Below are 26,139 nucleotides of genomic sequence, written 5' to 3'. Positions count from 1 at the left end.
AAGAATGATGCAGATGCGGAGGGGTTTCATGGCTGCGTCTCTTGGCTGGAAGCGCCAGTGGCCTGTGCGGCCGCACGGCCACGGGGGCCGTGAAAGTATTCCTGTATCCACGGGTGCTTGAAGCGCTCGACTGCCTCGATGCCGTCGTTGATGAGTACCTTCTGGTTCGCCAGGACCGCGACACGGTCGCATATGGTGTACAGCGTATCGAGGTCGTGGGTTACCAGAAACACCGTGAGGCCCAGTGCATTGCGCAGGGTCAGAATCAATTGGTCGAAAGATGCAGCCCCGATTGGATCCAGTCCTGCGGTGGGTTCGTCAAGAAACAGGATGTTCGCATCAAGCGCCAAGGCTCTCGCCAGTGCTGCTCGTTTCACCATGCCTCCGGACAACGAGGCCGGATACTTGTCTCCCGCTCCGGCAGGCAACCCCACCAAGCCCAGCTTGCTTCTTGCCAAACGCTCGGCAAGAGGCCGCGCCAGACCGACATGCTCGATCAAAGGAAGAGCGACGTTCTCCAAGACGGTCAGCGATGAATACAACGCGCCCTTCTGGAACAGAATGCCGAACCTTCGCTCCATACGCGCGCGCGCAAGCCATTGGGCTCGCAGTAGGTCGCGCCCCCCGATACGGACCACGCCCGAATGCGGCTTCTGCAGCCCGACGACGCTACGCAAGAGCACGGATTTCCCGGTGCCTGACCCTCCCACCACGCCAAGGATTTCCCCGCGCCGCACGTCCAGGTCTAGGTCCTGATGGACCTGCTGGGTTCCAAACCTGTTGTCCAGGCCGCGCACTTCAATAGCGTGTCGCACACCGTTGTCGGTGTCTTGCTTCACCGCGCTCACCAGCCCATCTCCATGAAGAACAGTGCAGCGATGGCGTCTATCAGGATCACCATGAAGATTGATTGCACGACACTAGACGTCGTGTGGTCGCCTACCGACTCAGCGCTACCGGCGACCTTGAACCCTTCATGGCAGCCGATAGCGGCGATCATCACCGCGAAGAGCGGGGACTTGCTCATTCCGACAAGAAAATGGCGCACCTCGATTTTTTCCTGCACGATGGCAAGGAACTGTGCGGGAGGAATTTCCAAGCTCAGTGCGCATACGGTGGCGCCGCCCGCAATGCCAGCCAAGATGCCTACTAAGGTGAGCAGTGGCAAGGACACAAGAAGCGCCAGCACGCGTGGCAGCACCAGTAACTCGATGGGGTCGAGCGCGTTGGAGCGAAGCGCATCGATCTCTTCATTTGCCTTCATCGAACCGATTTGGGCGGTGTACGCGCTTGCGGTACGGCCTGCAATCAATATGGCCGGGAGCAGCACTCCGAACTCGCGCATGAACGAGAAGGCGACCAGATGCACCGAGAAGATGCTCGCACCGAAGTTGGCCAGCACCGTTGCTCCCAGGAACGCCACCACCATTCCTACCATGAAGCTCAGTAGCGCCACGATGGGAATGGCGTCCACCGCTGATCGCTGGATTTGAGCGATCACCGAGGTCGCGCGCCAGCGACGCGGGTGACGAACGGTACGGCTCCATGTTTCGATGATCTGGCCCACGAACCCGGCCAGACCAAGACACGCACGACAGCCCTGTTCCAAGGTCAGGCCTATGCGTCCCAGACCGCGGAGCAGAGGATTCCCGCTCACCGCTGCTTTCTCCGTCTTCTGCTGATCGGTAGCAGCGGCGGCCAGCGCTCTCATTAGGGCGAGGCGATCCGAGGACAGATTTGGAGCTGCCTCCGGCCGGTCGAGTATCGAGTCTGGCCCGAGAATTTCCACCAGCAGAGCCGCGCCGGCGGTGTCCAGTCTCTGGACTTGCGTCCAGTCGAGTAAGGGAGTGGCGTACCCCTCGGCATGACTGATGCGGGCGGCGGACACGGATTTTGCCAGACTGGCGTAGTGCTCTATCGTCCAGTCGCCACCCGCCAGCCATTTGTGATCACCGCCGACCATGGCATCCTGCCGGAGCCAAGCCTGTGAAGCGTTGCTCATGGCTGCGTGTCCCGCCAAGCGCTGTCGATGCGCTCGATGCAGTTCGTGATCGCCGCTTTGGCATGACCCAGCAATGTGTACGAACCGGCGAACTCTTTAATGACGTTGCCGCGCTCGAAGCAACTGGCGGCAGCAACCCGGCGTCCCGTCCTTAAATCGACTGCTTCGAACTCTAGGCTGGCACCACCCGTCGTCACGGGTCCAACCAGCAGGGTCGTCATTGCATTGACTGCCCGATTCGGTGTCTGCAGTTCGGTGACCGCTACACGCACCCGAACCTGTCCCGCGCCACCTGGGGGGGCGGGACTTTTGCCTTCCTGGCGTTTCAGTTCGCTCGTCACATGGTCTAGCACTTCGCGCTGCTGCGCGTCATCGAGCCCATCGATGCGACCCGAGGCGGTCTTGATCTGCGCTTCTTCCACCACGACAGCGGCATAACGCTTGGGCTCGAATCCCGCTGCGCGGTACATCAGTACGTTCTCGTATCGTGTCGGCGATAACTTCTCGTAGTCGCCGAGAAATCCGGAGCGCGTCATGCTGTTGGTCGCGCATCCAGAGAGCGCGCCTGCTACGCAAAAAAAGATGCCGCCGCGGATCAATGCAGTTTTGCTCTTCATAATGGGTCTCCTTGATCAAACGAAACTAAGACAGGCAATGCCTGCTGCGATGAGGGCGGTGCCAGACCAGCGCGTTACCGATGCGACATCGCCTAGTAGGAGGGCGCCGACGCCCAAGTTTCCAAGTAGCCCGATTCCTGCCCAGGCTGCAGAGGCCGCGCTGATCGGAATCCGCTTGAGCGCGAACCACAAAAGTGCGCCGCTGGCCGCCATGCACGTCACTGCCACACAGAGGCCGACCCAGCGCATCGGACCGCCCGCCGTGATGGCCCGCAGGCCCAGTGGATAGCCCGCTCCTAGAACCCCTGCGGCAATGACAATCGACCAGGATTTCCAGATCAGCGGATGGGTGCTGAATCGCATAAGCCTAGCGAGACATACGCATGAAGCGTGGGTGCATACGAATTCTGAGAATGCGCAGCACGCGGCGGCTCGCAAGAGACTCATGAGCGATCTCCATGCGCGGTGGCGACACTCAGGTTCCACGGCCCAATTCGCTTGATTCCAAACAGGACTTCGTAAAGCAGCGGAATCAAGCCCAACGTCACCAGCGTTCCGAGTGCCAGCCCACCGATCATCGCGATCGCCATCCCTTTCCATAATGGTCCGGAGAAGAGCATGAGTGGCACCAGTCCCGAAATGCAGGTGACCTTGGTCATCACGATTGGACGAAGCCGTTGTATCGCGGCCCCAACCAAGGCTTCATGGCGTGGCAGGCCTTCCGCTAGCCCCTGGTCGATGCGTTCCAGCAAGAGCACGGCGTTGTTGACAATGATCCCGAACAGGGCCAGTACGCCGAAGGTCGCCATGAAGCTGAAAGGTGTGCCGGTCAGCTTCAGAGCCAATACCACGCCGATAAGCGTGAAAGGGATCGTCGCGAGGATCACACCGAGCTTGCGGAAAGAATTGAACTGCCATACGAACAGCATCAGCATCGCCAGAAATGCGAGGGGCATGTAGGTCGACAGCGCGGCGTTCGATTCGGCGGCTTCCTCGATCTCGCCGCCAAGTTCAACCGAGTAGCCCGCGGGCAGGTCCAGGGCAGCGACGCTAGGCGCCAGGCGGTTGATGATCTCCTGGGCGGTGTAAGAGGTGTTCTGTCCTTGCACGGTGATCGTGCGGATGAGATTGCGCCGTTGGATGACCGAGGGCTCGCTCGCGAGCGATACGTCTGCGACCTGAGCCAGCGTCACCGCTGGACCGCCGTTGGTGGGATAGATGAGCGTCGCGCCTACGTCTGCCGTGCTGCGACGCTCGCTTACGATACTGCGCAGGACGATCGGGACGGAGGTGTCACCGTCGCGAATAACCGAGATCGATCTGCCGCTGTAGCGGACATCCAGCCCGCCAGCGATGTCTTCAGTCGTCACGCCCGCCCGACGCGCGCGGTCCTGGTCGACCCGTACGTCGATGCGGCCAACGCGCGTATCCCAATCGTTCTTGACGTTGATGGTGCCGGGCAGCTTGCGCAGCGCTGCTTCGATTTTGGACGCGGCCCCCAACAATACCTCCTCATCCGGACCGCTGACGCGATAAATGGCAGTCCCTGACTCGGTCGCACCGAGCGAGAAACGCTTGGGCTCGGCGCGCACGTCGCCATGTGCTTGCGCAAAGTAGCTGCGGGTGCGGGCGAGGACGGCGTCGATGTCGCTCTTCGGCTTCAATGTGACAACGAAGTACGCGATGTTCGATGCCGGCAGTGGTGGATTCAGGCTAAGGATGAAGCGCGGGCCACCATCGGCGACGTAGCCGATGTGATCGGAGACTTCTGGATTGATGTTCGTGTCGCCCAGCCAACCACTGATCTGCTTCACGCGGGCGAGCGTTTCGCGCGAGTCGGTACCGGGGGCGAGCTGCACCGGAATCTGGAACTGAAGCCGGTCGGACTTGGGCATGAAATCGTACGGCAGGGTGGTGAAGCCATACAGCGCAATGGCAAGCGCCGCGATCATCGACGCTACATAGACCGCCTTATGGTGGAGCACCCACTCCAGTACGCGCCGGTAGCCACGGTAGAAGCGGGTGTCATAGGCGTCGCCCTGCTCCTGCTTGTGATGGGGTTTGGCGAAGTGGTAGCACAATAGGGGCGTGACAGTCAGGCACAGCAGCCACGAAGCGAACAACGTCAGTGCCAGCACGACCACGAGATTGTGCAGATACTCGCTCGTGGCGTTCTGGCCAAAAAAGAACGGCGAGAACACGATCACGATCACGAGCGAGGACGTGAGCAGCGGAATGGCGAGCGTGCGGCCCGCCTCGAGGCAGGCATGCTTACGATCTTCGCCACCGGCCAGGCGGCGTTCGATGTCTTCGGCAATCACAATGCCGTTGTCCACCAACAAGCCGAGCGCAATGATGATGGCGCCCATCGAGACGTTCTGAAGCTCGATGTTCATCGCGCGCATGACGATGAGTGCACTGAGGATCGTCAACGGCACGATCATGCCCACGATGATCCCGGTGCGCCAACCGAGAAATAGCACGACGACACCGAGGACGACGATGATCGTCTCCATCATGACGTGGTTCATTTTGCCCATCTCGTGCTTGACGACATCGGCCTGGAAAGTGACGTATGACAGATCGAAACCCGCCGGCAGCAGCTTCTCCTGGTCTGCAACCCGTGCTTTGAGCGCTTTTCCGAACTGCTCCACGTTCTGACCGGAGGCCATCGAAACCGCCATGACGACAGCGGGCTGGCCTTTGTAGATGGCAGCAGATTCCGGCGGATCGGCTGGCCGCACACTCACCTGCGCCAGTTCACCCAATGCGATCGTCGGCACGGGCGCCGTACTACTTTGCGGTCGTGGCAGCGCGATCGGCATTGCTCGCAGGGAGGGAGCGTCACGCACTTCGCCACTGACCGCCAAGGTTGCATTGATGCCGCCGACAACAATTTGTCCACCCGAAGCGACGACGTTCTGTTTGACGAGTTGGTCGATCACCCCCTGTGGTGTCAGCTCCAATCGCGCGAGCCTAGGCCGATCGAATTCGAGATAGACGCGCTCTTCCTGCAGGCCGTAGAAAGTGATGCGCTCAATACCAGGCGCGGTGTACAGGCGGTCGCGCATCTGCTTGAGCGCGACGCGCATCTCGCTCATGGAGTAACCTGGTGCAGTGACCGCAATCGAGGCAACCGCGACGCGGCCGAAGTCTTCGTCGACGAAAGGCCCCATCGTGCTCTGTGGTAAGGCATCCTTCGAATCGGCGACCTTGGCCCGGACGCGCTGCCAGATCGGTGCCAAGTCGGTGTAGCGGTCCCAGATCGTGACCTGGATCATGGCGCTGCCTGCGCGCACGGTGCTCGTCACGCGCTTGACCTCTGCCAGTTCGCGCAAGCGCTCCTCGATCGGCCGGGCAATGAGTTGCTCAACGCGTTCGGCGGGCAGCCCCGGGTTCAACGCCGTGACCATCGCATCGCGGACCGTGACAGTCGGCTCCTCCTGAGAAGGAAAATTCAGGAAGGTCGCGATGCCGGCGACGAAAATGATGAGCGCTACAAAGTAGGTAAGTCGACTGGCGCGCAGCGCCATCTCGGTGATCTTCATGATGAAGTAACCTGGTGGATCGCGTTAGCGCTTGGTCAATTGAGTGGTGGCTTCCAGTGGTGTCACTGGCTGTCCATCGGTGAGCCATCCTCCTCCGGCGGCAACCACCGTCTCGCCGGGCTTGAGTCCAGCGAGGACGCGCGCGCTGTCTCCTTCCTGTACCGGCGTGAAGCGCACCGCGCGACGGTGCACCTTCTTATCTTCAGGGGTGTAGACGAAGACGGAAGCCTCGCCCGGCTTCGTGCCGAGCACCAGCGAGGCATAAGGTATGGATACAGTCTCGGGCCGAGAGGTCTTGGAGGTTGCCGCAGGTGCGTCGAGCACGACCTGTACGGGAATACCTGGCCGAAGTGCGCGCGCTTGCGCGTTATCTTCAGGCACTAGCACCACGGGTAGGAGCGAGCCATTTTCGGCGCGCAGACCGACACGACGTACCACCGCTCGGATTGGTTGTTCGGCTCCGCTCCAGCTCAGTTCTGCGCGTTGGCCGACATCTATGTGAGGTGCCTGTGTAGTAGACGCGTTCGCGATGATCTCAGTGCCACTGCGCACGCCGTCGACCTGAAATACCGGCGCACCAGCAGCAATGTCGGTGAACGCCAAAGCCAGCTTTTCCGCCACGACACCATCGAAAGGAGCGACGATCATCGTGCCACGTTGTGCTCGTTCGGCCAGGCCAAGCGCCGCCTTGGCAGTGCGCGCTTGACCCTCTGCGACCGCTAGCTGCGCCTTCGCGCTCTCGAACGCAGCAGGGGAGATGACTTCGCTTTCGAGCAACCGGCGCTGTTGATCTGTCTGTACACGTCGATCCATCAGGCCGGCTTCGGCGGCCGCCAGGGATGCTTGCGCTTGTGTCACGCGAAGCCGGTCAGGTTGCGCATCAAGTTCTGCCAGGACTTGGCCGCGGGAGAACCGTTCACCCACGTCGACGTTCAACTTGGCGATCCGTCCTCCTGTTTCAAATCCTAGGATGCTGCGCTCGGTTGCTCGCGCCGAGCCAGTCAATTCGATGCGAGAGCTATGCGGGAGATCCGACTGCGCGGCGGCGAGCTTCACTGCGCGCGGAGGCTCGGATACGGTGGATTGCGAGTTTCCGCACCCTGAGAGCAGAGTCGAAATGGATAGTGTGCAAGCAACCGCCAAGGAGCGCGGTGCGCACGCGGTCATGACACCGCTACGGACGCGACTCATGTGCGTCCTTTTGCCGGGACAAGTTCGAGATGGCCCGAGGCGAGATCCTGGAGCGCCCGAAAGAAATGCCGCCGCTCTGCGGGTGCGAGTATTGGCAAACCCAGAAGATCGGCGAACAGGGCGCCATCCAATGCCAGCATGATGAGTGCCGCGGTCTCGGTGCCACGCGGGGATCGACGCACGCGTTCGTACTGCACGCGGTACCACTCGCGCAGTGGGTCGAGAAGTGTTGGATCTTCCGCAGCTGCCGCGAGCAGCGCTGCGCCCATCTTCTGCATCTCGTCGTCGGGCATCGCTTCCACCTGGCTCGACAGCCAGGGGTCCGGATCTCCGGCAAACCTGCGCTCGTGATTGGCTTGTACCGCGTCGAACGCCCGGATCATCTCGTCGATCAGTGTCACGAACAAATCGCGTTTGGTCTTGAAGTGATAGAGAAACGCCCCTTTGCTCAACCCGGCCCGCACAACGACGGCGTCCAGTGTCAAGCGACTGGCACCTTCCTCCAGCACCAGTTCGCGGGCGGCCTGCAGGATGCGGTCGCGAGTTCGCTGGGCTCCTTGCTGGAGGCCGGGCTGCGCATCGGCGCTGCTATGGGCAGTGGACGGGGGGGGCAACTTTGTTTTCGCGCGGGGCGGCATGGTCGTGCTCCAAAAAAGCTTGAGTCATATACAGTCCAGACGGTATAGTAGAAGCCATACAACAGTCCGTCAAGACTTTTTCGGAACGCAAGGAGCTGCCATGTCTCAAATTCTTGAACGCTATCGCCTCATTGCCATGATTTCTCCGCTACTGCTTCTTGCGGCCTGCAGCCATGCCCCGCACTCTGCCGATCCACCTCGCCTGGATGTACCGGCCCATTTCTCAAATGAAGAGGGAGGTGAAGGCATCTTGGACAAATCGTCCCGCCGTACTCTTCCCGTCGATTGGTGGACGGCCTACGGCGATCCGCACCTCAATGCCTTGGTCCGGGCGGCGCTGGAGCGCAATACCGAACTGACGATTGCGCGAGCGCGCGTGGACGAGGCATCGGCCGCCACGCGGCGAGCACGGGCCTCCCTGCTCCCCTCGTTGTCCGCGGGCACGCAGGCAACTCGAGGACGCGACTATTCAGAGAACGTTGCAATCGGCAATGATGGCCGCGCCACGTTGTCCGCATCGTGGGAGGCAGACCTGTCGGGACGGCTTTCGCAGGCAGCAGAAGGTGCGCGCCTGGATGCGGTGGCAGCCGAACAAGCGTGGGTTGCCACGCGGTGGCAGGTCGCGTTTGAAACAGTGTCGGCGGCTGTGCAGCAGCGCCAAGCCAGTGAGCTCGAAGCGCTAGCCGCGGCGCGGCTGGCATCCGCAGAACGACTCGTCTTGCTGATGCAACGGAAGTTCGAGGCCGGACAAGCTACCGGCTTCGACATCGAGCGTACCCGCGCCGGCGTCGTCGCACTGCGCGTGGAGCAAGAGCAACTGCGGCGTGCGCGCGGCGAGGCGACGCATGCACTCGATGTACTAGTGGGACAAACGCCCGGAGCGCCTGCAGCTTCCCCAACTCTTGCGTCGCTCGCCGTCCCGGACTGGACACCGACACGCATACCTGCGGACCTGCTGAGTGAGCGGCCCGACGTGCGCGCCGCCGAAGCGAAGTTCGCCGCCGAAACCGCGCGCTGGAACGCAGCCGAAGGCGAACGCTTCCCCAGGCTGGTGTTGGACCTGAGCGGCGGACGGCAGCGCGTAGAGAGTGTGGGAACCCGCATCACTGGAAACATTTTTTCACTTGGGGCCGGGGTGTCGTTGCCGATCTTCGATGGTGGCGCGATCCGTGCCGGCATCGAGACCGGAGAGGCGCGCAGCCGAGCTGCCCGTGCGGAGTTCGAGCGCACTTTGTTGAGTGCTTTGCAGGACGTAGAGAACGCATATCTCGGTTGGCATACGCAGCACGCAGCACTGGAGCATCAGGCCGAGGGTGTCGCAGTCGCGGAGCGTCAGCTCGATCGCAGCCGACGTCTGTTCGAGGCGGGACAAGTGGACGCCACGGTGGTGGCCGAGGCTGAGGCCGGGGTGCTGTCAGCGCAGGCTTCGCTGATCCGCACGCGGGCCGAGACAGCCATGCAATGGGGCGTCCTGGCAAAAGCATTATCCGGCTCTCCTGTTTGATCGCAGAAACATGCTGGAGCAGCTTGCGAAGGCTAGCTAAATAGCGTGACGCAAGGCGAAGGTGGTGAGGCCTGAGTGATGAGGAATGCGAACATGGAAATTCGACACCTGCGCTACTTTCTGGCGGTGGCAGAGGAGCTGCACTTTGCCCGAGCCGCAGAGCGCCTCCACATAGAGACATCGCCGCTGTCGCGCGCCATCAAGGAACTTGAGGAAGAGTTGGGCGTAGCGCTATTTGCGAGAACCACTCGGAGCACCCGCTTGACTCGTGCGGGCAGGCTCTTCTTTGAGAGCGTGCCGCGTGTCTTCGCAGCTTTGCAGCAGGCGCGCGACAGTGTGAACGCCGCAGCCAATGGCTTTCATTGCCAGCTCCGTATTGCATTGTCTGATGGAATCACGCCATCGCGCCTGCCTGCGTTGTTGGCGCTCTGCCGGCAGGAAGAGCCGGAAGTGGAAGTTCGCTTCTTCGAGGTGCCTTTGGCACAGCAAATCAAGGGATTGTGTGGCGAACTGTACGATCTCGGCTTCGCTCAATCGGATGAAGTCGGCGAAGGCATCATCGCCGTGCCGGTGTGGAGTGACCCTCTGATGGTAGCTGTGCCCGCACGGCACCCCTTGCTATCCCACAAACAGATTCCCCTAGAAGAGCTGTTGCGGTATCCGCTGGTGCTCTGCGACGCGGTGGCGTGTGAGGGCCATGCTCGGCAAGTTGAACGGGTGCTACGTCGCGTGGACATAGAGCCACTGATTGCCGAACGCGTGACTTCCAGCGATCTAATGATGGTCCTGGTTTCGGCGGGACTTGCACTAGGCCTCACAGGAGGCGCGCATATCACAGCCAGCAGGGAACAGGGGGTGGTCGCACGGCCGCTGACTGGACGTTCGCCAATGCTCACGACCTATCTACTACGGCCGGCCAGCGAGCCGTCAGAAATGCTGACTCGCTTCATGGAACGCGTTCATTCGATCAAATCTCCAGATGCCAAAGGTCGGCGGTAAACCATCACACAATCTCCCAAAGAAAATTAACCATGAAGAAGATTGCTCTCATATTGCTTTCCTCGACATTGGCAGCCTGCAGCCCATCTGGGAAACCAGATAAAGCCAACCTTCCGACAGTCGATGAATTAGCGCTCAATCCTGAGCGTCTGAAAGAGTTGCGCAAGCAATGCAAGTTGGATCGACCAATGCTGGGCGACCAACTATGTAACCGGGTTGCCGAGGCTACGCGAAAGCGCTTTTACGAAGATGGCGATGTGCCCCACACCACGCCTAAAGAGCCGCCGAAGTTCTAAGCTGGTGGTCATGCCGGAGTATGTATGCCGGATATGAAAAATTTGAAGGAGAATCGCAATGGGTTGGATCTATCTTGTTTTGGCTGGATTGTTTGAAATCGGATGGCCGGTCGGGCTGAAAATGGCGCAAGAGCCAACATCGCGTTGGAGTGGGGTCGCAGTAGCCGTCTCTTTCATGACAATTAGCGGCGCCTTCCTATGGCTTGCTCAGCGTCAGATACCGATTGGGACTGCTTATGCGGTGTGGACGGGTATCGGAGCGGCGGGAACTTTCTTAGTCGGAATTCATTTCTATGGCGACCCAACCTCCCTGATGCGATACCTTGGCGTGGCGTTGATCATCCTGGGCGTTATCACGCTCAAGTTATCGAGTTGATCGCTAGCTCCATTGGTAGCGTAGTCGCTAGGCGACCCAGCTCCCAGAGTGGATCGGGCGCTGGGAACTCGTACGGTCACCTCCTCTCTCTAGTCGCTATGTGACGAGCTTGCCGGCGCCTCGGGAGAGTTCGAGCCAGTGCGCGTAAGGCGGTGGGAGCACCCATTCCGGGTGGCTCCACCTTCAGTGCCTGCGCCAAGGTGACCTGAGTACGAACTTTGTAGCCAGTCAGGCAGTGAGTTCGGAGGGGATGCTATCGGATTGGATCCAGTTGCGCCGGATCGTCGCCGGCGGTTTGTAAGCATGCGCGCTATGCGGCCGCTGCTCGTTGTAGAACTGTCGCCAACGTTCGATCAGCACCTTCGCTTCGGTCCGACTGCGGAACCATTCGCGGTTGAGCAGTTCGTCGCCCATCGTTGCCTGCGAAGTCAGGACCAGCAGAATCCTGAGGGGAGTTCTCATCATGGTTTTCTCCGTTCAGACGCTTGGGATCAAGCGGCCGGAGACCACTACGCCTGCTTGGCTTTGCGCGCTGCCTCGACCAAGCTGTCGAGCCAGTCCTGATGGCCGTTGATCATCGGGTTGGGTTTGGCGTTGTGCAGCTCCTCGGCCGGTTTGCCCTTCTGAGTTTCCTGCGTGAGGATGCGCACGCGCCTGCCGTCCAGGTTCTCAACCAGCCAGGCGTGATGCACATCCAGGCGCGTATCTGTGCCTTCCTCGCCGGACCAGCCGTGCCAGGCCACGCGGCCGGGTTGCCCATCCGCAGGTGGCACGTATTCGTTGCACTGCCCCTCTACCGGGAAGCCGAAGGTCTCGAAGTAAAACCGATCGCCGTCGGCCAGTACCGGGCCTTTGCCGTCATGAAAGCACACGTTAGCCGAGTTGGCGTAGTAGCTTGGCCACAGCGATGGTGTGACGAGTAGAGGCCATACGTCGGCCGCGCTCAAGCCGGCGGCGATGATCTCATTGGAGGCGAAATTCTCAGTAAAGCCCGGCGTGTAGCCTTCGGGCCAGAGGATGGCGTTCTGTTGCTTGCTCATATCGAAGCTCCTTCACAAAATGTCGATGACGCAACAGGGGTGGCTGCGTCATTCAAGTGGTCATGGAGCAAATCATGAGCCTCCATCTGCAATAAGTGAAATCCTAAGTTTCTATTTTTGATATCATAAAATATGATATCAAGGCCTAGGTTCTGCCATCCACCGACTAGGCTATCTCGCAGCGGCGCTACGAAAGGGCGCGTCTCCAATTGAGCCGACTGATTGCTTATTTGTAGTGCGAGGTAGAGTTGTGCTGAGCATGACGATAGGAGCGATCTTGCCTACTTGTTGTTAGCACAGGAAGTGAACAGCAGTGCTCGTATCCAGCGATGTGCTGGATCGTGATGGGTGCGTTCGTGCCAAGCAGCCGTCTTGGTGAACCCCGGTATCTTCACCGGCGGCAGGGAGATAGCCAGCTTGTCCATACCGGCGACCAAGCGGCTCGGCAAGATCGCAACCATGTCACTGGCACGCAGGATGTCTGGCAAGATCAGAAAGCTCTTGACCGACAGTGTGACGCTGCGTCGTTTGCCCAACTGTTCTAGCGCATCGTCGGTGACGCCGCGGAAACCTCCACCATCGTAGGAAACAAGCGCATGGTCGAGAGCACAGAACTGTTTAACGGTCAGCTTGCGCCCCATAGCCGCAGGATGGTCTTCCCGCAGGACACACACATAGTGTTCCTTGAACAGCTCTCGGGCATGCAGATTTGGCGGAGTGATCTCTGGCGTCAGGAGGGCTAAATCGATCTGACCGCGCTCAAGCTGGTTCTGTAGCTGCCCGCTCTCGACTGGCACTAATGAGACTCGTACACGCGGTGCGTGCCGTTTAAGTGCCGATAGAAATGGGACAGCAACGGCACGCAGCGCATAGTCCGTCGCGGCGATGGAGAAGGTCAGTTGTGCGGTGGCCGGATTGAAGGAAGGTGGCTGGAGCAGCGCGTCGATTTCGGCGAGCACCTGCTTGACAGGCATCCCTAGATCCAGCGCCCGCTGCGTTGGAACGATACCCCGCTGCGAGCGCGCGAAAAGCGGGTCACCGAAGCTCTCGCGCAACCGCGTCAGCATGCCACTCAAGGCCGGCTGGGTTAGTCCCAGACGGGCCGCCGCCCGTGTCACATTGCGTTCGTCTAACAATGCGTCCAGCGCCTTGAGCAAGTTGAGATCCATACTCTTGATATTTTTCATTTTTATTCCAATCTTAAATATCATCGTTTTTCATGATATCTAAATATTGCCTATGAGTGGAAGCAAGGCCCATTGACGGCTTTTTTTGGGTAACTTGCTTGGAACTCTGTATGCGCCGCAGTGCGCTTTCGCTTGCGGCGCTTTTCTTTGACTCGCCACCGCGCTCATTCTTTCTTTTCCCTCGACCATTGTGCTGCGAACGGTCTTTGACCGGCACTAGCCCAGAACCGATCCTGACGCCTGCGACACCCCCTGTGCAACGCTTTCAATGAGACACCAGCGCAGGAGAAATCGGAGGACAGGTCATGCAAGGGACGAACGTTCTGTTCGGCCAGATCGCTGTGGTAATCGGCATCGTGATCGCCGGCGTCTGGGGCGCCACACAATGGACAGCAGCGACCCTTGGCTATCAAGTACGCCTCGGATCGCCCTGGTTCGATCTTCTAGGTGTACCGGTTTATCACCCGTGGCGCTTGTTCGAATGGTGGTTCTTCTTTGATGCCTACGCGCCGCACGTCTTCGACACAGGCGGTGCGATTGCGGGTGGTAGCGGTTTGTTCGCTTTACTCGTCGCCATCGCCATGTCGGTATGGCGTTCTCGGCAGTCGCGGCTGGTTACGACTTATGGTTCGGCACGCTGGGCCGATGCCGTCGACATCCGCAAAGCTGGACTGACCCTCCCGGCGGGCGTCTTCCTCGGCCAACACGACGACCAATACCTCCGACATGAGGGGCCGGAACATGTCCTGAGCTTCGCACCCACGCGCTCGGGCAAGGGCGTGGGCTTGGTGGTGCCTACGTTGCTTTCGTGGCCGGCGTCCGCCGTCATTCACGACATTAAGGGAGAGAACTGGAAGATCACGGCGGGCTGGCGTTCGCGCTTTTCGCACTGCCTGCTTTTCAACCCCACCGATAGGCAGTCGGCCGCCTACAACCCGCTGCTTGAAGTCCGGCGCGGCGCACATGAAGTGCGCGACGTGCAGAACATCGCCGACATTCTGGTTGACCCTGAAGGTGCGTTAGAGAAGCGCAATCATTGGGAGAAGACCAGCCACGCGCTACTGGTCGGTGCAATCTTGCATGTTCTGTACGCAGGCGAGGACAAGACGCTGCGCGGCGTCGCCAACTTCCTCAGCGACCCGGCGTGTCCGTTCGAGCTGACGCTGCACCGGATGATGACGACGAAGCACCTGGGCGATGCGCCTCACCCGGTTGTCGCATCCGCTGCCCGCGAAGTGCTCAACAAGTCGGACAACGAGCGATCGGGCGTGCTCTCCACCGCCATGTCGTTTCTCGGCCTGTACCGCGACCCGACCGTGGCCGAAGTCACATCGCGCTGCGATTGGCGCATCGCCGACCTGATTTCCGCCGAGCACCCGGTATCGCTCTATCTGGTGGTGCCGCCCTCCGACATAAGCCGCACCAAGCCGCTGATCCGGCTCATCTTGAACCAGATCGGGCGGCGGCTGACCGAATCGCTCGACGGCAGCGATGGCATCGCGCGCCGGCACAAGCTGCTGCTGATGCTGGACGAGTTTCCGGCGCTGGGTCGCCTCGATTTTTTCGAGTCCGCGCTTGCCTTCATGGCCGGCTACGGCATCCGCAGCTTTCTCATCGCTCAAAGCCTGAACCAGATCGACAAGGCGTATGGGCAGAACCATTCCATCCTCGACAACTGCCATGTCCGGGTGACTTTCGCCACCAACGACGAAAGGACGGCGAAAAGGATTTCCGAAACCCTCGGCACCGCCACCGAGCTTCGCGCGCAGCGCAACTACGCGGGCCACCGCCTCGCTCCGTGGCTGGGGCACCTGATGGTGTCGCGTCAGGAAACTGCACGTCCGCTGCTGACGCCCGGCGAGGTGATGCAGCTTCCACCTGAGGACGCCGTAGTCATGGTGTCCAGCGTTGCCCCGATCCGCGCGAAGAAGCTGCGTTACTACGTCGACGCCAATTTCAAGGATCGCGTCCTGCCACCGCCCGTGCTCGCAGTCGGGAGGTACGCCGACGCGCCGCCAGCCCGCCCCGACGACTGGAGCGGCTTGGCGATCCCGGCCGTACCTACGGCGCCGACCTCGGTATCCGCCGATGGTCCGGGCGGCACCGATGACGGCGGCCCGCGCCGCCAGCTCGAACTCTCCGAAACCGTCGCCTACGAGCCCGAGTTGGACGCGTGTGCGAACGACCTGGAGCTGCTCGATGACGACGACCTGGCGCTCCCGCTTCCCGGCCAGCTCGACCCGGCCATGCAGCGCACGGCCCGGCTGGCTTCTCTCGACCCCAACGACGGAATCGACCTATGAGCCAATACCGCCTCAATCTTTTCATCCAGCCCGAGCACGCCAAGCGCCTGGATGAACTTGCCGCCAAGAAAGGCGTGTCCAAGTCCTCCATCGTCGCAGCGGCCTTGGCGTCCTGGCTGTCACCCGATGCGGGCGACCAGCGTGAGGCCGCCATTGCCAAGCGGCTGGATCGACTGTCGCGGCAGACCGAACGCATGGAGCGCGACCAGAACATCCAGATCGAAACGCTGGCGCTGTTCATCCGCTATTTCTTGACCATCAGCACGCCGGTGCCAGAAGCCCACAAGGACGCGGCCCGCGCCCAGGGCAAAGCGCGCTTCGAGCAGTTCGTCGAGCAGTTGGGTCGCCACCTGCTGCGTGGCCGCAGTCTGGTGCGCGACGTGGTGGAGGAACTGCACCCCGATCCGATGCGGATGGATGACGCAGCAGCGATGGCGTCCGCCGATGAGCGAGCTGCAGAGCGTGCGTCATGAGTGCCGTTCCGCAGATTCCGCCTGAATCTCGCTCATCCGCCGCGGCGTCCCAGGATCGCCGCATCCAGATGCTGCGCACGGCGATGGGGCCGCTGATCGCCGCTGCGCTCGAAGATCCGGATGTTGTGGAAATCATGCTCAACCCCGATCGCACCCTGTGGGTGGATCGGCTGTCGTCGGGTCGCTCGCCGCTGGGCGTGGAGATGCCCGAGGCCGATGGTGAACGCATCATCCGCCTGGTCGCCGCGCATGTCGGCGCGGAGGTGCATCGCGGCCAGCCGCTCTTGACCGCCGAGTTGCCGGAAACCGGCGAGCGTTTCGAGGGCATCCTGCCTCCGGCCGCCCCGGGGCCAGCCTTCGCGCTACGCAAGCGGGCCGTGAGCATCATCGGCCTGGATCGCTACGTGGCCGACGGCATCCTGACCGCCGGGCAGGCCGAGTTCCTGCGCCGCGCCGTGCGCGAGCGGCAGAACATCCTGATCGCCGGCGGCACCAGCACCGGCAAGACCACGCTGGCGAACGCGCTGCTGGCCGAGATCGCCGCCACAGGCGACCGCGTGCTGGTGCTCGAAGACACCATCGAGCTGCAATGCGCGGCCCGCGACCATGTGCCGCTGCGCACCCGCGCCGGCGTCGTCACAATGACCGAGCTGGTGCGGGCCACGATGCGCCTGCGGCCTGACCGCGTGATCGTCGGCGAAGTGCGTGGCGGCGAAGCCCTGGACTTGGTGAAGGTCTGGGGCACCGGCCACCCCGGCGGCATTGCCACCATCCATGCCGGCTCCGCCTTGGGCGCACTGCTGCGTCTGGAGCAACTGATCCTCGAAGTGGCAGTGAATCCGCCCCGCGCCCTGATCGCCGAGGCGGTCAACGTGGTGATTCACATCGCAGGCCGTGGCCGCAAACGTCACGTCGAAACCATCTCCCGTGTCGTCGGCTTCGACGGTGCGGGCTATCGCCTGACAGATGCGCTGGAAACGCCGTTTCCCGAGCTGCCGCCGGTTCCTCTTGCAGCCGCTGCCGCTGCGCCTTCCTCGACCCCTGACCAACCTGGAGAACTGCCATGACGCACGTTGATGCTTTCCGTCTTTCCGTAAATCCTATTTCTCGCCTGTCCAGCATGGCGCGGCTGCGCCACCTGGCCCGTCCCGCAGGGCAAGGGCTGCTGCTGGCCGCGCTGATGCTGTTGCTGGCGGGCACGGCGCAGGCCGCCGGTTCCTCGATGCCGTGGGAAGGGCCGCTGACCTCCATCCTCGAATCCATCCAAGGGCCAGTCGCCCGGATCGTGGCGGTGATCATCATCATCTCGACGGGGCTTGCGCTGGCGTTCGGTGATACCAGCGGCGGCTTTCGCAAGCTGATCCAGATCGTGTTCGGCCTGTCCATCGCGTTCGCCGCGTCCTCGTTCTTCCTGTCGTTCTTCAGCTTCTCCGGAGGGGCCGTCGTATGAGTAAGGCCACCGATCTTCCGGGCTTTGAAGTGCCGCTGCATCGCTCGCTGACCGAGCCGATCCTGCTGGGCGGTGCGCCGCGCACCGTGGCGATTGCCAACGGCACGCTAGCCGCCGCCGTCGGGCTGGGCCTGCAACTGTGGATTCCCGGCGTGGTGCTCTGGATCGTCGGCCACTCGCTGGCCGTATGGGGTGCGCGCGTCGATCCGCAGTTCATGCAGGTCTTCGCGCGGCATATCAAACACCGCCCGCTTCTGGACGTGTGAGGGGAGGACGCCATGCTGAACCTTGCCGAATATCGTCAGCGCCCGGCCTTGCTTGCCGACTGGCTGCCCTGGGCCGGGCTGGTCGCGCCGGGCGTTGTGCTGAACAAAGATGGTTCGTTTCAACGCACGTTCCAGTTTCGCGGCCCCGACTTGGACAGTGCGACACAGGGCGAGCTGATTGCCACGTCGGCGCGGCAGAACAACGCGCTTCGCCGTACCGGGTCTGGCTGGGCCTTCTATATCGAGGCCGAGCGGATGCGGGCATCGAGCTATCCGCAATCCTCCTTTCCCGAACCACTGTCCTGGCTGGTGGATGAGGAGCGACGCGCGGCGTTCGAGGAGTCGGATGGCCATTTCGAGAGCGTCTATCACTTCACGTTGCAACACCTACCGCCGCAAGAGTCTCGCGCCCGTGCGGCTGGGATGCTGTACGAGAACCGGCCCACTGAGGGTGTGGACTGGCGTGGTCGGCTTGATTCCTTCGTGGCAGAGACCGATCGCGTGTTCGACCTGCTCGATGGTGTGATGCCGGAGATTGCCTGGCTGGACGATAGCCAGACGCTGACCTACCTGCATGCCACAGTCTCCACGCGGCGCTATCGCGTCGGCGTGCCCGACGTGCCGTTCCATATCGACGCACTGCTGGCCGATGCCGCGCTGGTCGGCGGCCTGGCGCCCATGCTGGGCGATCAGCACCTGCGCGTGGTGTCGGTACGAGGCTTCCCGACCTCGACCTGGCCGGGGATCTTGGACGACCTCAACCGCCTGGGCTTTGCGTATCGCTGGAGTACGCGCTTCCTGTGCCTGGACAAAGCCGAGGCGGAACGGGAATTGGGGCGCTTGCGGCGCCAATGGTTCGCCAAGCGCAAGAACGTCATCGCGCTGCTGCGCGAAACGATCTTTCAGCAGGAAAGCCCGCTGGTCGATACCGATGCCAGCAACAAGGCCGCCGACGCCGATGCCGCCTTGCAGGAGCTGGGCAGCGATCAAGTCGCCTTCGGCTACCTCACCGCCACGGTGACGGTGCTCGACGCCGACCCGGCCGTGGCCGACGAGAAGCTGCGCATGGTGGAGCGCGTCATCCAGGGCCGGGGTTTCGTGACCATCCCCGAAACCCTCAACGCAGTCGATGCCTGGCTGTCGTCCGTCCCCGGCAACGCATACGCGAACGTGCGTCAGCCCATCGTTTCGACGCTGAACCTGGCGCACATGATGCCGATGTCAGCGGTATGGGCTGGGCCGGAGAAGAACGAACACCTCGATGGCCCGCCGCTGATCGTCACCCGCACCGATGGCGCGACGCCGTTCCGGCTGGTGACGCACATCGGCGACGTGGGGCACACCCTTGTCGCCGGGCCGACCGGCATGGGCAAGTCGGTGCTGCTCGCCATATTGGCCATGCAGTTCCGGCGCTACTTCGGCTCGCGGATCTTCGCCTTCGACATGGGGCGCTCGATGCGCGCCACCATCCTCGGCCTTGGCGGTGAGCACTACGACCTCGGTGCCGATGGCGGCATCGCCTTCCAGCCACTCGCGCGAATAGCCCACGAGGGCTACCGCACCTGGGCCGCCGAATGGGTGGAGGGCCGGCTGCTGCACGAAGGCGTGACGGTCGGCCCGGACGAGAAGGCTGCCATTTGGTCGGCGCTGCGAAGCCTTGCCGGTGCGCCAGTGGAGCAGCGCACCATGACCGGCTTGTCGGTGTTATTGCAGTCCAACGCGCTGCGCCAAGCGCTCGCGCCCTATGTGTTGGGCGGCGCCCACGGCAAGCTGCTGGACGCTGACCACGACCGGCTGGGCATGGCCGACGTGCAGGGCTTTGAGATGGAAGAACTGATGCACAGCCCCGCCGCCGTGCAAGCAGTGCTGCGCTACCTGTTCGCCCGCTTCGACGAACGTTTTGACGGCGCGCCCACGCTGCTGATCCTCGATGAAGCGTGGCTGTTCCTCGATGAGCCGTCCTTCGCGGCCCGCATCCGGCAATGGCTCAAGACGCTCAGAAAAAAGAACGTCAGCGTCATCTTTGCCACGCAGTCGCTGGCCGACATCAAGGACTCGACCATCGCGCCAGCCATCATCGAAAGCTGCGCGAGCAGGATCTTCTTACCTAACCCGCAGGCCACCGAGCCGCAGATTCGCACGATCTACGAAGGCTTCGGCTTGAACAGCCGCCAGATTGAGATCGTGGCGACCGCACAGCCCAAGCGCGATTACTACTACCAGTCGCGCCTCGGCAATCGCCTGTTCGACCTCGACCTGGGGCCTGTCGCGCTCGCATTCGCGGGCGCATCCACCCCTCAAGACCAACGCGATATTGACCGCGTGCTGACGCAGGCCGGCGCTCCCGGCTTCGCCGGCGCGTGGCTGCGCCATCGCGGCCTCGGCTGGGCCGCCGACCTGCTGCCGTCCGCTCCGGCGGCAGCTTCCTTTCTCGCTTCTCAACCGCTGGAGGTTTCACCATGAAGACCAAGCCCCGTTTGCTCTCTGTCTCACTCGCTGCCGTGCTGTCGGTATCGCTGCTGGCCGTGCAGCCCGCATCCGCGCTGACGGTGTTCGACCCGTCCAACTTCGTGCAGAACACGCTGACCGCCGTGCGCACGCTGGAACAGATCAACAACCAGATCAACCAGCTTCAGAACGAGGCGCAGATGTTGATGAACCAGGCCAGGAACCTGGCAAATCTCGACTTCAACATCGTCAACCGCCTGCGCTCGACGCTCGCCACCACCGAGCGCCTGATCGCCGAGGCGCGCGGCTTGGCCTACGACGTGCAGAGCATGGATGCCACGTTCGCCCGCCTGTACCCGGAACAGTACGCCGCCACCATCAGCGGCGACCGCATGGCACAGGACGCCCGCGAACGCTGGCAGAACACCTTGAACGGCTTGCACACCGCGATGCGGATGCAGGCGCAGGTGTCGCAGAACCTCGCCCAAGACGAAAGCGCGCTGGCCGATCTCGTGAGCCAGAGCCAGTCGGCCACCGGCGCGCTGCAAGCGATGCAGGCGACGAACCAGCTCCTGGCTTTGCAGGCCAAGCAGTCGATCCAGGCGCAGCAGCTCCAGATCACGCAAGACCGGGCCGCTTCACTGGAACTGGCGCGGCAAGCGGCGGCTATGGAGCGCGCCCGCGAAGTGCGGCGGCGCTTTCTGGGCACCGGCACGCCGTACACGCCGCAGTCCGTCAACTTCTATAACAACTGACCGGAGGCGGCCATGCGATGCGCTTCCGTCCTGATGGCCGTGCTGCTGACCGCGTGCGGCCAGCAGCCGGCCGAGAACCTGGCCGACGCCCTGGCCGCAGATCCGGTGCGGCTCAAGGCGTTGCGCGGGCAATGCGCGGCCGACCGGCAGGCCGTGGGCGAGGATGCCTGCCGCGCCGCCGCTGAAGCCTTCCGGCGGCGCTTCTTCGCCGGCCATACCGGGCCGGATGAATACAACTCGCTGGCTGAACTCCCGCCGATTCCGCCGAGCTTCGATACGCCCGCAGATGAATTGCCAGAGGGCGCCGTTCCGCTCACTCCGCCCGAGGATTCGCCATGAACGACGTGACCATCATCGACCGTTTCCTCGATACGTTCTCGCGCTACATCGACTCGGGCTTCGGCTTATTGCAGGGCGAAGTGGCATTTCTCACCGCCACGCTCATCGTCATCGACATGACGATCGCTGGCCTGTATTGGGCCATGAGCCACGCCACCGGCCAGGGCGACGACGTGATCGCCAAGCTGCTGCGCAAGGTGCTCTGTGTCGGCGCGTTCGCCTACATCATCGGCAACTTCAACTGGCTGGCGAGCATCGTGTTCCGCTCGTTCGCCGGCTTGGGAATTACCGCTACCGGCTCGGCCATCACGATGGAGAACTTCCTTCAGCCGGGCCGGCTGGCGAAGACCGGCATCGACGCAGCCGCGCCGATTCTGGAACAGATCGGGGACATGGCTGGGTTCCCCGAGGTGTTCGTGAACATCGACCCTATCGTGGTTCTGTTCATCGCCTGGCTGGTGGTGATCCTCTGCTTCTTCGTGCTGGCCGTACAGCTTTTCATCACGCTGATCGAGTTCAAACTGACTACGCTCGCCGGCTTCGTCTTGATCCCGTTTGCACTCTGGAACAAGACCTCGTTCCTCGCGGAAAAGGTGCTAGGCAACGTGGTGTCGTCAGGCATCAAGGTCTTGGTGCTGGCCGTCATCGTCGGCATCGGTTCAGGCCTGTTCGCCGAGTTCCAGGTGCATCCCGACGAACCATCCATCGACCACGCGCTGGTCGTGATGCTGGCCTCGCTCGCGCTGCTGGCGCTGGGCATTTTCGGCCCCGGTATCGCCACCGGCCTGGTGTCCGGTGCGCCACAGCTTGGTGCGGGCGCGATGGCTGGTGCTGCGGTCGGGGCTGTCGGCACCGGCGTTGCCATCGGCGCCGCCGTAACGGGCGTGGGCGGCGCCGTCATGGCCGGGGCACGAATGGCCCCGGCGGCCGCAAAGCTGGCCGGTGCCGGTGCGCGTGCCGCGACTTCGGCGGCCGGCAGTGCCCGATCGGCGTTCCAGGCCGGTTCCGCTGCGGCCGGCGGCGGTGCCAAGGGCGCGGCGGCTGGCCTCGGCAATGTCGCCAAGACTGGCGCACAAGCCGCAGGCCGCAGCGTCACCTCTGGTGCTTCCGCTGTTGGGCAGAAGGTGGCCGACTCCTTCCGCGCTGGCTGGAACGGCACAGAAGCCGGCAGCGACGGTGCTGGCCCCGGCCAGACCGCAGACGGCACCGCAGGCTCGCAGAAGCAAGAGCAACCGGCCTGGGCCAAGCGGATGCACCGCCGCCAGCAGGCTACCCATGCCGCGACCACTGCCGCCCACACGCTGCGCGGCGGCGACGGCGGCGGCTCCGGGCAAGGCCCGAGCCTGCGGGATTCCGATACCTAACCTTCAAGGAGAACACCCATGCGATTCAAACGACCGCAGGTGCGCTACGCCGATACGCCGCAGCCTGCCACCCCGTATCAAGCCGCCGCCCAGGTGTGGGACGACCGTATCGGCTCCGCCCGCGTGCAGGCGAAGAATTGGCGCCTGATGGCCTTCGGCTGCCTAGTGCTCGCGCTGTTGATGGCCGGCGGCCTGGTGTGGCGCTCGGCGCAGTCCATCGTGACGCCCTATGTCATCGAGGTCGATCAAGCCGGGCAGGTGCGCGCCGTGGGAGAGGCCGCCACGCCGTACCGGCCCGGCGACGCGCAGATCGCGCACCACCTGGCGCGCTTCGTGACGCTGGTTCGCTCGCTGTCCATCGACCCCATCGTGGTGCGGCAGAACTGGCTCGATGCCTACGACTACACCACCGACAAGGGCGCGGCGGTGCTCAACGACTACGCCCGCACCAATGACCCATTCGCCCGCATCGGCAAGGAATCGGTAACGGTGCAAATCACCAGCGTGGTTCGCGCGAGCGACACGTCTTTCAACGTGCGCTGGACAGAGCAGCGCTATGTCAACGGTGCGCCCGCCGGCACCGAACGCTGGAACGCCGTGCTTTCGACCGTCCTGCAAACCCCGCGTACTGAACAGCGCCTGCTCAAGAACCCATTGGGTATCTACGTCAACGGCCTGTCATGGAGCCGCGAACTGGATTCTTCCGAAGGAGCCAAACCATGAAACTTCGTTTCCGCCTTTACGTTGTTCCTTTGACGCTGCTGGCCCTCGCGGGCTGCGCCTCGCAGGGGAAGCCGCCGCCATCCATCTCGCTCGACGAGACGGTGCTGGCCCAGCCGTTGCCCGAACCGCCCAAGCCCGTCGAAGTCGTCGCCGTCCCTGAACCGCTGGCGCTGCCGGCGCAGTTGAAGCCCCTGCCGGAACTCGATGAGGCCCCCGTTGCGCCGGAGCCGGCCGACGAAAAGGTGCGCGTTTCCCGTGCCAATGCAGAAGCGCGTATCGCGCCTACCCGTGAGGGCTACGTCAACGCGATTCAGGTGTGGCCGTTCACCGATGGCGCGCTTTATCAGGTCTATGCGTCGCCGGGGCGCGTGACGGTGGTTTCGCTTCAACCGGGCGAGGAACTGGTAACGGTCGCCGCCGGCGATACCGTGCGCTGGATCGTGGGCGACACGTCCAGCGGCGGCGGGGCCGATCTGCGCGTCAATGTGCTGGTCAAGCCTATCCGCTCCGGTCTGAAAACCAATCTCGTCATCACCACCAGTCGGCGCACCTACCTGCTGGAGCTGACCTCGACCGAGAGGGCATGGATGGCGTCGGTGTCCTGGGACTATCCGAAAGACCGAATGCTCGCGTTGCAGCGCCAGGCGCAGGCAGCGCAGGCAACAACGCCTGTCGATACGGGCCTGTCGCTGGACAAGATCCGCTTCCGCTACGCGGTATCGGGCAGCAACCCGCCGTGGAAGCCTCTGCGCGCCTTCGATGATGGAGAGAAGGTCTATATCCAGTTCCCGCCGGGCATCGCCCAGGGCGAGCTGCCGCCGCTGTTTGTCATCGGCGCGCAGGGCGACGGGCAACTGGTGAACTACCGTTTTCGCTCGCCGTACTACGTCGTGGATCGCCTGTTCGGCGCGGCCGAACTGCGGCTGGGCGGCGATGGCGGCGACGTGGTGCGGATCGAGCGCACCGATGGTGTTGCACGGAGGAACTGACCATGAGCCAGGATGACACTCCCGACCTTGCCGCGCCGCAGGCGGACAAGGTGGCGCCGGAGGCAGTGGCGCTGCGCGCCCAGCCGCGTCCAGTCACACGCCTGAACCGGCGCTCGCTGGCCATCCTTGCCGGCGTCCTAGCGGTCGCCGTGCTCGGCGCGCTGATGTGGTCGCTGCAACCTCATCGACGCAGCACAGGCGAGCAGACCGAGCTTTACAACGTCGATCGCGTGTCAAAGTCGGAAGGACTGGATGCGCTGCCGACGGACTATTCCAAGCTGCCGCCGGCGTTGCTGCCTGCCGTTCCCGAACTAGGGCCACCGCTGCCGGGCGATCTTGGCCCGGCTATCGTGAAGTCGCAGCAACCGGCGACGGCTGCCTACGCGGCCCCCGGTCACGACCCGAACGATGCCCTGCGAAAAGAAGCCGAGGCGGCCGCGGCCTCGTCCGTGTTCTTCCGCTCGGGTGGGCAGAATGCGGCGCCGGTAGCGCAGACACAGGTGGCCGCTGCGCCGGGCTTCGCCGCCAATGCGGCGTTTGACCCGCTGGCGGCCGGGCCGGCCTCCACGGCGGCCCAACCTGCTGACCCGACAGCGGTGCAAAACCGGCAAGACCAGAAAGAGGCTTTCATGAAAGCTGGCCCCACTGAAACCCGTAATTCCGGCAATCTGACTCTGCCAATTTCGCCGTATCAGGTTATGGCCGGAACAGTGGTCGCAGGTGCCTTGGTGACGGGCATCAAGTCGGACTTGCCCGGCGACGTGATCGCCACGGTGACGGAGCCGGTCTATGACACAGCCACCGGGCGCTTCCTGCTGATTCCGCAGGGTTCGCGCATCCTGGGCAAATACAACAGCCAGGTCAGCTACGGGCAGAGCCGCGTTCAAGTCGTCTGGAACCGGATCATCCTGCCGGACACGTCTTCGCTCACGCTCGACAACCTGGCCGGCACCGACCCAGCCGGCTATGCCGGGCTGGAGGACGATGTGGACTACCACTGGGGCCGCATCTTTGCCGGTGCGGCACTCACCACGCTGCTGGGCGTCGGTGCCGAGCTGGCCGCGCCGGAGAACCGGCAGGATGGTGATCGCGTCATCATCGCTGGGCGCGACAGCGCGCAGGACAGCATCAATCAGGTCGGCCAGGAGATGACCCGGCGCAACCTCAACATCCAGCCGACCTTAACGCAACGGCCGGGCCTGCCGGTTCGCATCATCGTCAACCGGGATCTGGTGCTGCGGCCGTACCAGCCGCTGTTCTTCAACCGGGGGACTTCACGATGAGCACGACCAAGAAGCTGCGGCTCGGCCCGCTGCCGAAGACCGAGAGCACCAAGCTGACTTTCGTTTGCCCGACCAGCTTGAAAGTCGACCTCGACCGCTACGCCGCGCTACACGCGCAGGCGTATGGCGAGGCCGTTGATGCGGCGACGCTGATCCCGCATATGCTGGAAGCGTTCATGGCGGGGGATCGAGGATTCAGGAAGGGCACGGCGACCCGCAGCACACCACCGAAGCCGCCATGATTGCACCGCATGCTATTCAACGGCATCCATCGAACGCGCAGCCCAGGCTGCGCGTTCTTCATTCTGGATGCCGCCGAGCCTGTTGGGCTATGATGATGCGACAGGC

At 62.9% G+C, this 26,139-nt stretch carries 26 protein-coding genes and 1 pseudogene; 17 read left to right on the top strand and 10 right to left on the bottom strand.

Annotation, left to right across the window (positions count from 1 at the left end):
* Positions 1-26: 26 nt before the first annotated feature.
* The 7 genes from ACZK4H_RS19580 to ACZK4H_RS19550 form a co-directional block, all read right to left on the bottom strand.
* Complete coding sequence (locus ACZK4H_RS19580) at positions 27-851, bottom strand: ABC transporter ATP-binding protein (protein ID WP_155936418.1); 825 nt, start codon at positions 849-851, stop codon at positions 27-29.
* The gene (locus ACZK4H_RS19575; RefSeq protein WP_000063629.1) at positions 845-2,002 is read right to left on the bottom strand and encodes an MlaE family ABC transporter permease; all 1,158 of its coding nucleotides are present in this window, start codon (positions 2,000-2,002) and stop codon (positions 845-847) included. The genes ACZK4H_RS19580 and ACZK4H_RS19575 overlap by 7 nt, the downstream gene beginning before the upstream one ends.
* Entirely contained in the window at positions 1,999-2,619 is a 621-nt protein-coding gene (locus tag ACZK4H_RS19570; protein WP_000837791.1) for a DUF3313 family protein, read from the bottom strand. Before ACZK4H_RS19570 ends, ACZK4H_RS19575 begins: the two co-directional genes overlap by 4 nt.
* 15 nt (positions 2,620-2,634) lie before the next feature.
* Positions 2,635-2,982, bottom strand: a complete 348-nt coding sequence (locus tag ACZK4H_RS19565) for a DMT family transporter (RefSeq protein WP_038421338.1) — start codon at positions 2,980-2,982, stop codon at positions 2,635-2,637.
* 80 nt (positions 2,983-3,062) lie between these two features.
* Positions 3,063-6,167 (bottom strand): efflux RND transporter permease subunit, encoded by a 3,105-nt coding sequence (locus ACZK4H_RS19560; protein WP_034029179.1) that lies wholly within the window; start codon positions 6,165-6,167, stop codon positions 3,063-3,065.
* Positions 6,168-6,191: 24 nt separating this feature from the next.
* A complete protein-coding gene (locus ACZK4H_RS19555; protein WP_225984323.1) occupies positions 6,192-7,223 on the bottom strand; it encodes an efflux RND transporter periplasmic adaptor subunit in 1,032 nt (343 codons plus the stop codon).
* 131 nt (positions 7,224-7,354) lie between these two features.
* Positions 7,355-7,996, bottom strand: a complete 642-nt coding sequence (locus ACZK4H_RS19550) for a TetR/AcrR family transcriptional regulator (protein ID WP_023093369.1) — start codon at positions 7,994-7,996, stop codon at positions 7,355-7,357.
* Positions 7,997-8,096: 100 nt separating this feature from the next.
* On the opposite strand from ACZK4H_RS19550, the gene ACZK4H_RS19545 reads away from it, so the two are divergent.
* The 4 genes from ACZK4H_RS19545 to ACZK4H_RS19530 all read left to right on the top strand — a co-directional run bounded on the left by ACZK4H_RS19545 (position 8,097) and on the right by ACZK4H_RS19530 (position 11,171).
* Positions 8,097-9,500 carry an efflux transporter outer membrane subunit gene (locus ACZK4H_RS19545; protein ID WP_000078291.1) on the top strand — a complete coding sequence of 468 codons (1,404 nt, stop codon included), beginning with the start codon at positions 8,097-8,099 and terminating at the stop codon, positions 9,498-9,500.
* 93 nt (positions 9,501-9,593) lie between these two features.
* The gene (locus ACZK4H_RS19540; RefSeq protein ID WP_000405670.1) at positions 9,594-10,499 is read left to right on the top strand and encodes a LysR family transcriptional regulator; all 906 of its coding nucleotides are present in this window, start codon (positions 9,594-9,596) and stop codon (positions 10,497-10,499) included.
* A 32-nt stretch (positions 10,500-10,531) separates the two neighbouring features.
* Positions 10,532-10,795: an EexN family lipoprotein gene (locus ACZK4H_RS19535; protein ID WP_000717310.1), complete on the top strand. Its 264-nt coding sequence runs from the start codon at positions 10,532-10,534 to the stop codon at positions 10,793-10,795.
* Between the two features lie 58 nt (positions 10,796-10,853).
* The gene (locus tag ACZK4H_RS19530; protein ID WP_000539741.1) at positions 10,854-11,171 is read left to right on the top strand and encodes a DMT family transporter; all 318 of its coding nucleotides are present in this window, start codon (positions 10,854-10,856) and stop codon (positions 11,169-11,171) included.
* A gap of 228 nt (positions 11,172-11,399) precedes the next feature.
* Here the strand turns inward: ACZK4H_RS19530 and ACZK4H_RS19525 are convergent.
* From ACZK4H_RS19525 to ACZK4H_RS19515, 3 genes and pseudogenes are all read right to left on the bottom strand, one after another.
* Positions 11,400-11,579 (bottom strand): annotated as a pseudogene (locus ACZK4H_RS19525) (integrase core domain-containing protein); the annotation flags it as partial.
* A 101-nt stretch (positions 11,580-11,680) separates the two neighbouring features.
* Positions 11,681-12,211 carry an SRPBCC family protein gene (locus tag ACZK4H_RS19520; protein WP_000043569.1) on the bottom strand — a complete coding sequence of 177 codons (531 nt, stop codon included), beginning with the start codon at positions 12,209-12,211 and terminating at the stop codon, positions 11,681-11,683.
* A 281-nt stretch (positions 12,212-12,492) separates the two neighbouring features.
* Entirely contained in the window at positions 12,493-13,398 is a 906-nt protein-coding gene (locus ACZK4H_RS19515; RefSeq protein ID WP_023093368.1) for a LysR family transcriptional regulator, read from the bottom strand.
* A gap of 305 nt (positions 13,399-13,703) precedes the next feature.
* On the opposite strand from ACZK4H_RS19515, the gene ACZK4H_RS19510 reads away from it, so the two are divergent.
* Genes ACZK4H_RS19510 through ACZK4H_RS19450 form a run of 13 tightly spaced genes read left to right on the top strand, consistent with a single transcriptional unit; the run spans position 13,704 to position 26,033 of the window.
* The gene (locus ACZK4H_RS19510; RefSeq protein ID WP_001163195.1) at positions 13,704-15,701 is read left to right on the top strand and encodes a conjugal transfer protein TraG; all 1,998 of its coding nucleotides are present in this window, start codon (positions 13,704-13,706) and stop codon (positions 15,699-15,701) included.
* Positions 15,698-16,174 carry a ribbon-helix-helix protein, CopG family gene (locus ACZK4H_RS19505; protein ID WP_000085131.1) on the top strand — a complete coding sequence of 159 codons (477 nt, stop codon included), beginning with the start codon at positions 15,698-15,700 and terminating at the stop codon, positions 16,172-16,174. The genes ACZK4H_RS19510 and ACZK4H_RS19505 overlap by 4 nt, the downstream gene beginning before the upstream one ends.
* On the top strand, positions 16,171-17,241 hold the full coding sequence (gene trbB, locus ACZK4H_RS19500; RefSeq protein ID WP_023093367.1) for a P-type conjugative transfer ATPase TrbB: 1,071 nt from the start codon (positions 16,171-16,173) through the stop codon (positions 17,239-17,241). Before ACZK4H_RS19505 ends, trbB begins: the two co-directional genes overlap by 4 nt.
* Positions 17,238-17,624 carry a TrbC/VirB2 family type IV secretion system protein gene (locus ACZK4H_RS19495; protein ID WP_000150010.1) on the top strand — a complete coding sequence of 129 codons (387 nt, stop codon included), beginning with the start codon at positions 17,238-17,240 and terminating at the stop codon, positions 17,622-17,624. The genes trbB and ACZK4H_RS19495 overlap by 4 nt, the downstream gene beginning before the upstream one ends.
* Positions 17,621-17,890 (top strand): VirB3 family type IV secretion system protein, encoded by a 270-nt coding sequence (locus ACZK4H_RS19490; protein ID WP_003092280.1) that lies wholly within the window; start codon positions 17,621-17,623, stop codon positions 17,888-17,890. Before ACZK4H_RS19495 ends, ACZK4H_RS19490 begins: the two co-directional genes overlap by 4 nt.
* 12 nt (positions 17,891-17,902) lie before the next feature.
* Complete coding sequence (trbE, locus tag ACZK4H_RS19485) at positions 17,903-20,353, top strand: conjugal transfer protein TrbE (RefSeq protein WP_000933135.1); 2,451 nt, start codon at positions 17,903-17,905, stop codon at positions 20,351-20,353.
* The gene (gene trbJ / locus ACZK4H_RS19480; protein ID WP_003092277.1) at positions 20,350-21,093 is read left to right on the top strand and encodes a P-type conjugative transfer protein TrbJ; all 744 of its coding nucleotides are present in this window, start codon (positions 20,350-20,352) and stop codon (positions 21,091-21,093) included. The genes trbE and trbJ overlap by 4 nt, the downstream gene beginning before the upstream one ends.
* 33 nt (positions 21,094-21,126) lie before the next feature.
* Positions 21,127-21,432 carry a hypothetical protein gene (locus ACZK4H_RS19475; protein WP_425479879.1) on the top strand — a complete coding sequence of 102 codons (306 nt, stop codon included), beginning with the start codon at positions 21,127-21,129 and terminating at the stop codon, positions 21,430-21,432.
* Positions 21,429-22,796 carry a P-type conjugative transfer protein TrbL gene (trbL, locus tag ACZK4H_RS19470; RefSeq protein ID WP_001000746.1) on the top strand — a complete coding sequence of 456 codons (1,368 nt, stop codon included), beginning with the start codon at positions 21,429-21,431 and terminating at the stop codon, positions 22,794-22,796. Before ACZK4H_RS19475 ends, trbL begins: the two co-directional genes overlap by 4 nt.
* 18 nt (positions 22,797-22,814) lie before the next feature.
* A complete protein-coding gene (gene trbF / locus ACZK4H_RS19465; protein WP_001211312.1) occupies positions 22,815-23,519 on the top strand; it encodes a conjugal transfer protein TrbF in 705 nt (234 codons plus the stop codon).
* Positions 23,516-24,508 carry a P-type conjugative transfer protein TrbG gene (trbG, locus tag ACZK4H_RS19460; protein ID WP_000776560.1) on the top strand — a complete coding sequence of 331 codons (993 nt, stop codon included), beginning with the start codon at positions 23,516-23,518 and terminating at the stop codon, positions 24,506-24,508. The genes trbF and trbG overlap by 4 nt, the downstream gene beginning before the upstream one ends.
* Positions 24,509-24,510: 2 nt before the next feature.
* Positions 24,511-25,791: a TraB/TrbI/VirB10 family type IV secretion system protein gene (locus tag ACZK4H_RS19455; RefSeq protein WP_003092274.1), complete on the top strand. Its 1,281-nt coding sequence runs from the start codon at positions 24,511-24,513 to the stop codon at positions 25,789-25,791.
* Positions 25,788-26,033 (top strand): DUF2274 domain-containing protein, encoded by a 246-nt coding sequence (locus ACZK4H_RS19450; protein ID WP_000108283.1) that lies wholly within the window; start codon positions 25,788-25,790, stop codon positions 26,031-26,033. Before ACZK4H_RS19455 ends, ACZK4H_RS19450 begins: the two co-directional genes overlap by 4 nt.
* The last annotated feature ends 106 nt before the right edge of the window (positions 26,034-26,139 follow it).

This window comes from Stenotrophomonas sp. 78350_Sma, assembly GCF_056482105.1.
This window is presented reverse-complemented; position numbering and strand designations above follow the sequence as displayed.

What these genes read in the sequence shown, in the direction of transcription:
- trbG (WP_000776560.1), top strand. Translation starts at nt 23,516, where the DNA reads ATGAAACTTCGTTTCCGCCTTTACGTTGTTCCTTTGACGCTGCTGGCC.
- ACZK4H_RS19510 (WP_001163195.1), top strand. Translation starts at nt 13,704, where the DNA reads ATGCAAGGGACGAACGTTCTGTTCGGCCAGATCGCTGTGGTAATCGGC.
- trbB (WP_023093367.1), top strand. Translation starts at nt 16,171, where the DNA reads ATGAGTGCCGTTCCGCAGATTCCGCCTGAATCTCGCTCATCCGCCGCG.
- ACZK4H_RS19505 (WP_000085131.1), top strand. Translation starts at nt 15,698, where the DNA reads ATGAGCCAATACCGCCTCAATCTTTTCATCCAGCCCGAGCACGCCAAG.
- ACZK4H_RS19515 (WP_023093368.1), bottom strand. Translation starts at nt 13,398, where the DNA reads ATGAAAAATATCAAGAGTATGGATCTCAACTTGCTCAAGGCGCTGGAC.
- ACZK4H_RS19540 (WP_000405670.1), top strand. Translation starts at nt 9,594, where the DNA reads ATGGAAATTCGACACCTGCGCTACTTTCTGGCGGTGGCAGAGGAGCTG.
- ACZK4H_RS19490 (WP_003092280.1), top strand. Translation starts at nt 17,621, where the DNA reads ATGAGTAAGGCCACCGATCTTCCGGGCTTTGAAGTGCCGCTGCATCGC.
- ACZK4H_RS19530 (WP_000539741.1), top strand. Translation starts at nt 10,854, where the DNA reads ATGGGTTGGATCTATCTTGTTTTGGCTGGATTGTTTGAAATCGGATGG.
- ACZK4H_RS19575 (WP_000063629.1), bottom strand. Translation starts at nt 2,002, where the DNA reads ATGAGCAACGCTTCACAGGCTTGGCTCCGGCAGGATGCCATGGTCGGC.
- ACZK4H_RS19570 (WP_000837791.1), bottom strand. Translation starts at nt 2,619, where the DNA reads ATGAAGAGCAAAACTGCATTGATCCGCGGCGGCATCTTTTTTTGCGTA.
- trbL (WP_001000746.1), top strand. Translation starts at nt 21,429, where the DNA reads ATGAACGACGTGACCATCATCGACCGTTTCCTCGATACGTTCTCGCGC.
- ACZK4H_RS19550 (WP_023093369.1), bottom strand. Translation starts at nt 7,996, where the DNA reads ATGCCGCCCCGCGCGAAAACAAAGTTGCCCCCCCCGTCCACTGCCCAT.
- ACZK4H_RS19560 (WP_034029179.1), bottom strand. Translation starts at nt 6,167, where the DNA reads ATGAAGATCACCGAGATGGCGCTGCGCGCCAGTCGACTTACCTACTTT.
- ACZK4H_RS19450 (WP_000108283.1), top strand. Translation starts at nt 25,788, where the DNA reads ATGAGCACGACCAAGAAGCTGCGGCTCGGCCCGCTGCCGAAGACCGAG.
- ACZK4H_RS19565 (WP_038421338.1), bottom strand. Translation starts at nt 2,982, where the DNA reads ATGCGATTCAGCACCCATCCGCTGATCTGGAAATCCTGGTCGATTGTC.
- trbF (WP_001211312.1), top strand. Translation starts at nt 22,815, where the DNA reads ATGCGATTCAAACGACCGCAGGTGCGCTACGCCGATACGCCGCAGCCT.
- ACZK4H_RS19545 (WP_000078291.1), top strand. Translation starts at nt 8,097, where the DNA reads ATGTCTCAAATTCTTGAACGCTATCGCCTCATTGCCATGATTTCTCCG.
- ACZK4H_RS19535 (WP_000717310.1), top strand. Translation starts at nt 10,532, where the DNA reads ATGAAGAAGATTGCTCTCATATTGCTTTCCTCGACATTGGCAGCCTGC.
- trbJ (WP_003092277.1), top strand. Translation starts at nt 20,350, where the DNA reads ATGAAGACCAAGCCCCGTTTGCTCTCTGTCTCACTCGCTGCCGTGCTG.
- ACZK4H_RS19455 (WP_003092274.1), top strand. Translation starts at nt 24,511, where the DNA reads ATGAGCCAGGATGACACTCCCGACCTTGCCGCGCCGCAGGCGGACAAG.
- ACZK4H_RS19520 (WP_000043569.1), bottom strand. Translation starts at nt 12,211, where the DNA reads ATGAGCAAGCAACAGAACGCCATCCTCTGGCCCGAAGGCTACACGCCG.
- ACZK4H_RS19475 (WP_425479879.1), top strand. Translation starts at nt 21,127, where the DNA reads ATGGCCGTGCTGCTGACCGCGTGCGGCCAGCAGCCGGCCGAGAACCTG.
- ACZK4H_RS19495 (WP_000150010.1), top strand. Translation starts at nt 17,238, where the DNA reads ATGACGCACGTTGATGCTTTCCGTCTTTCCGTAAATCCTATTTCTCGC.
- trbE (WP_000933135.1), top strand. Translation starts at nt 17,903, where the DNA reads ATGCTGAACCTTGCCGAATATCGTCAGCGCCCGGCCTTGCTTGCCGAC.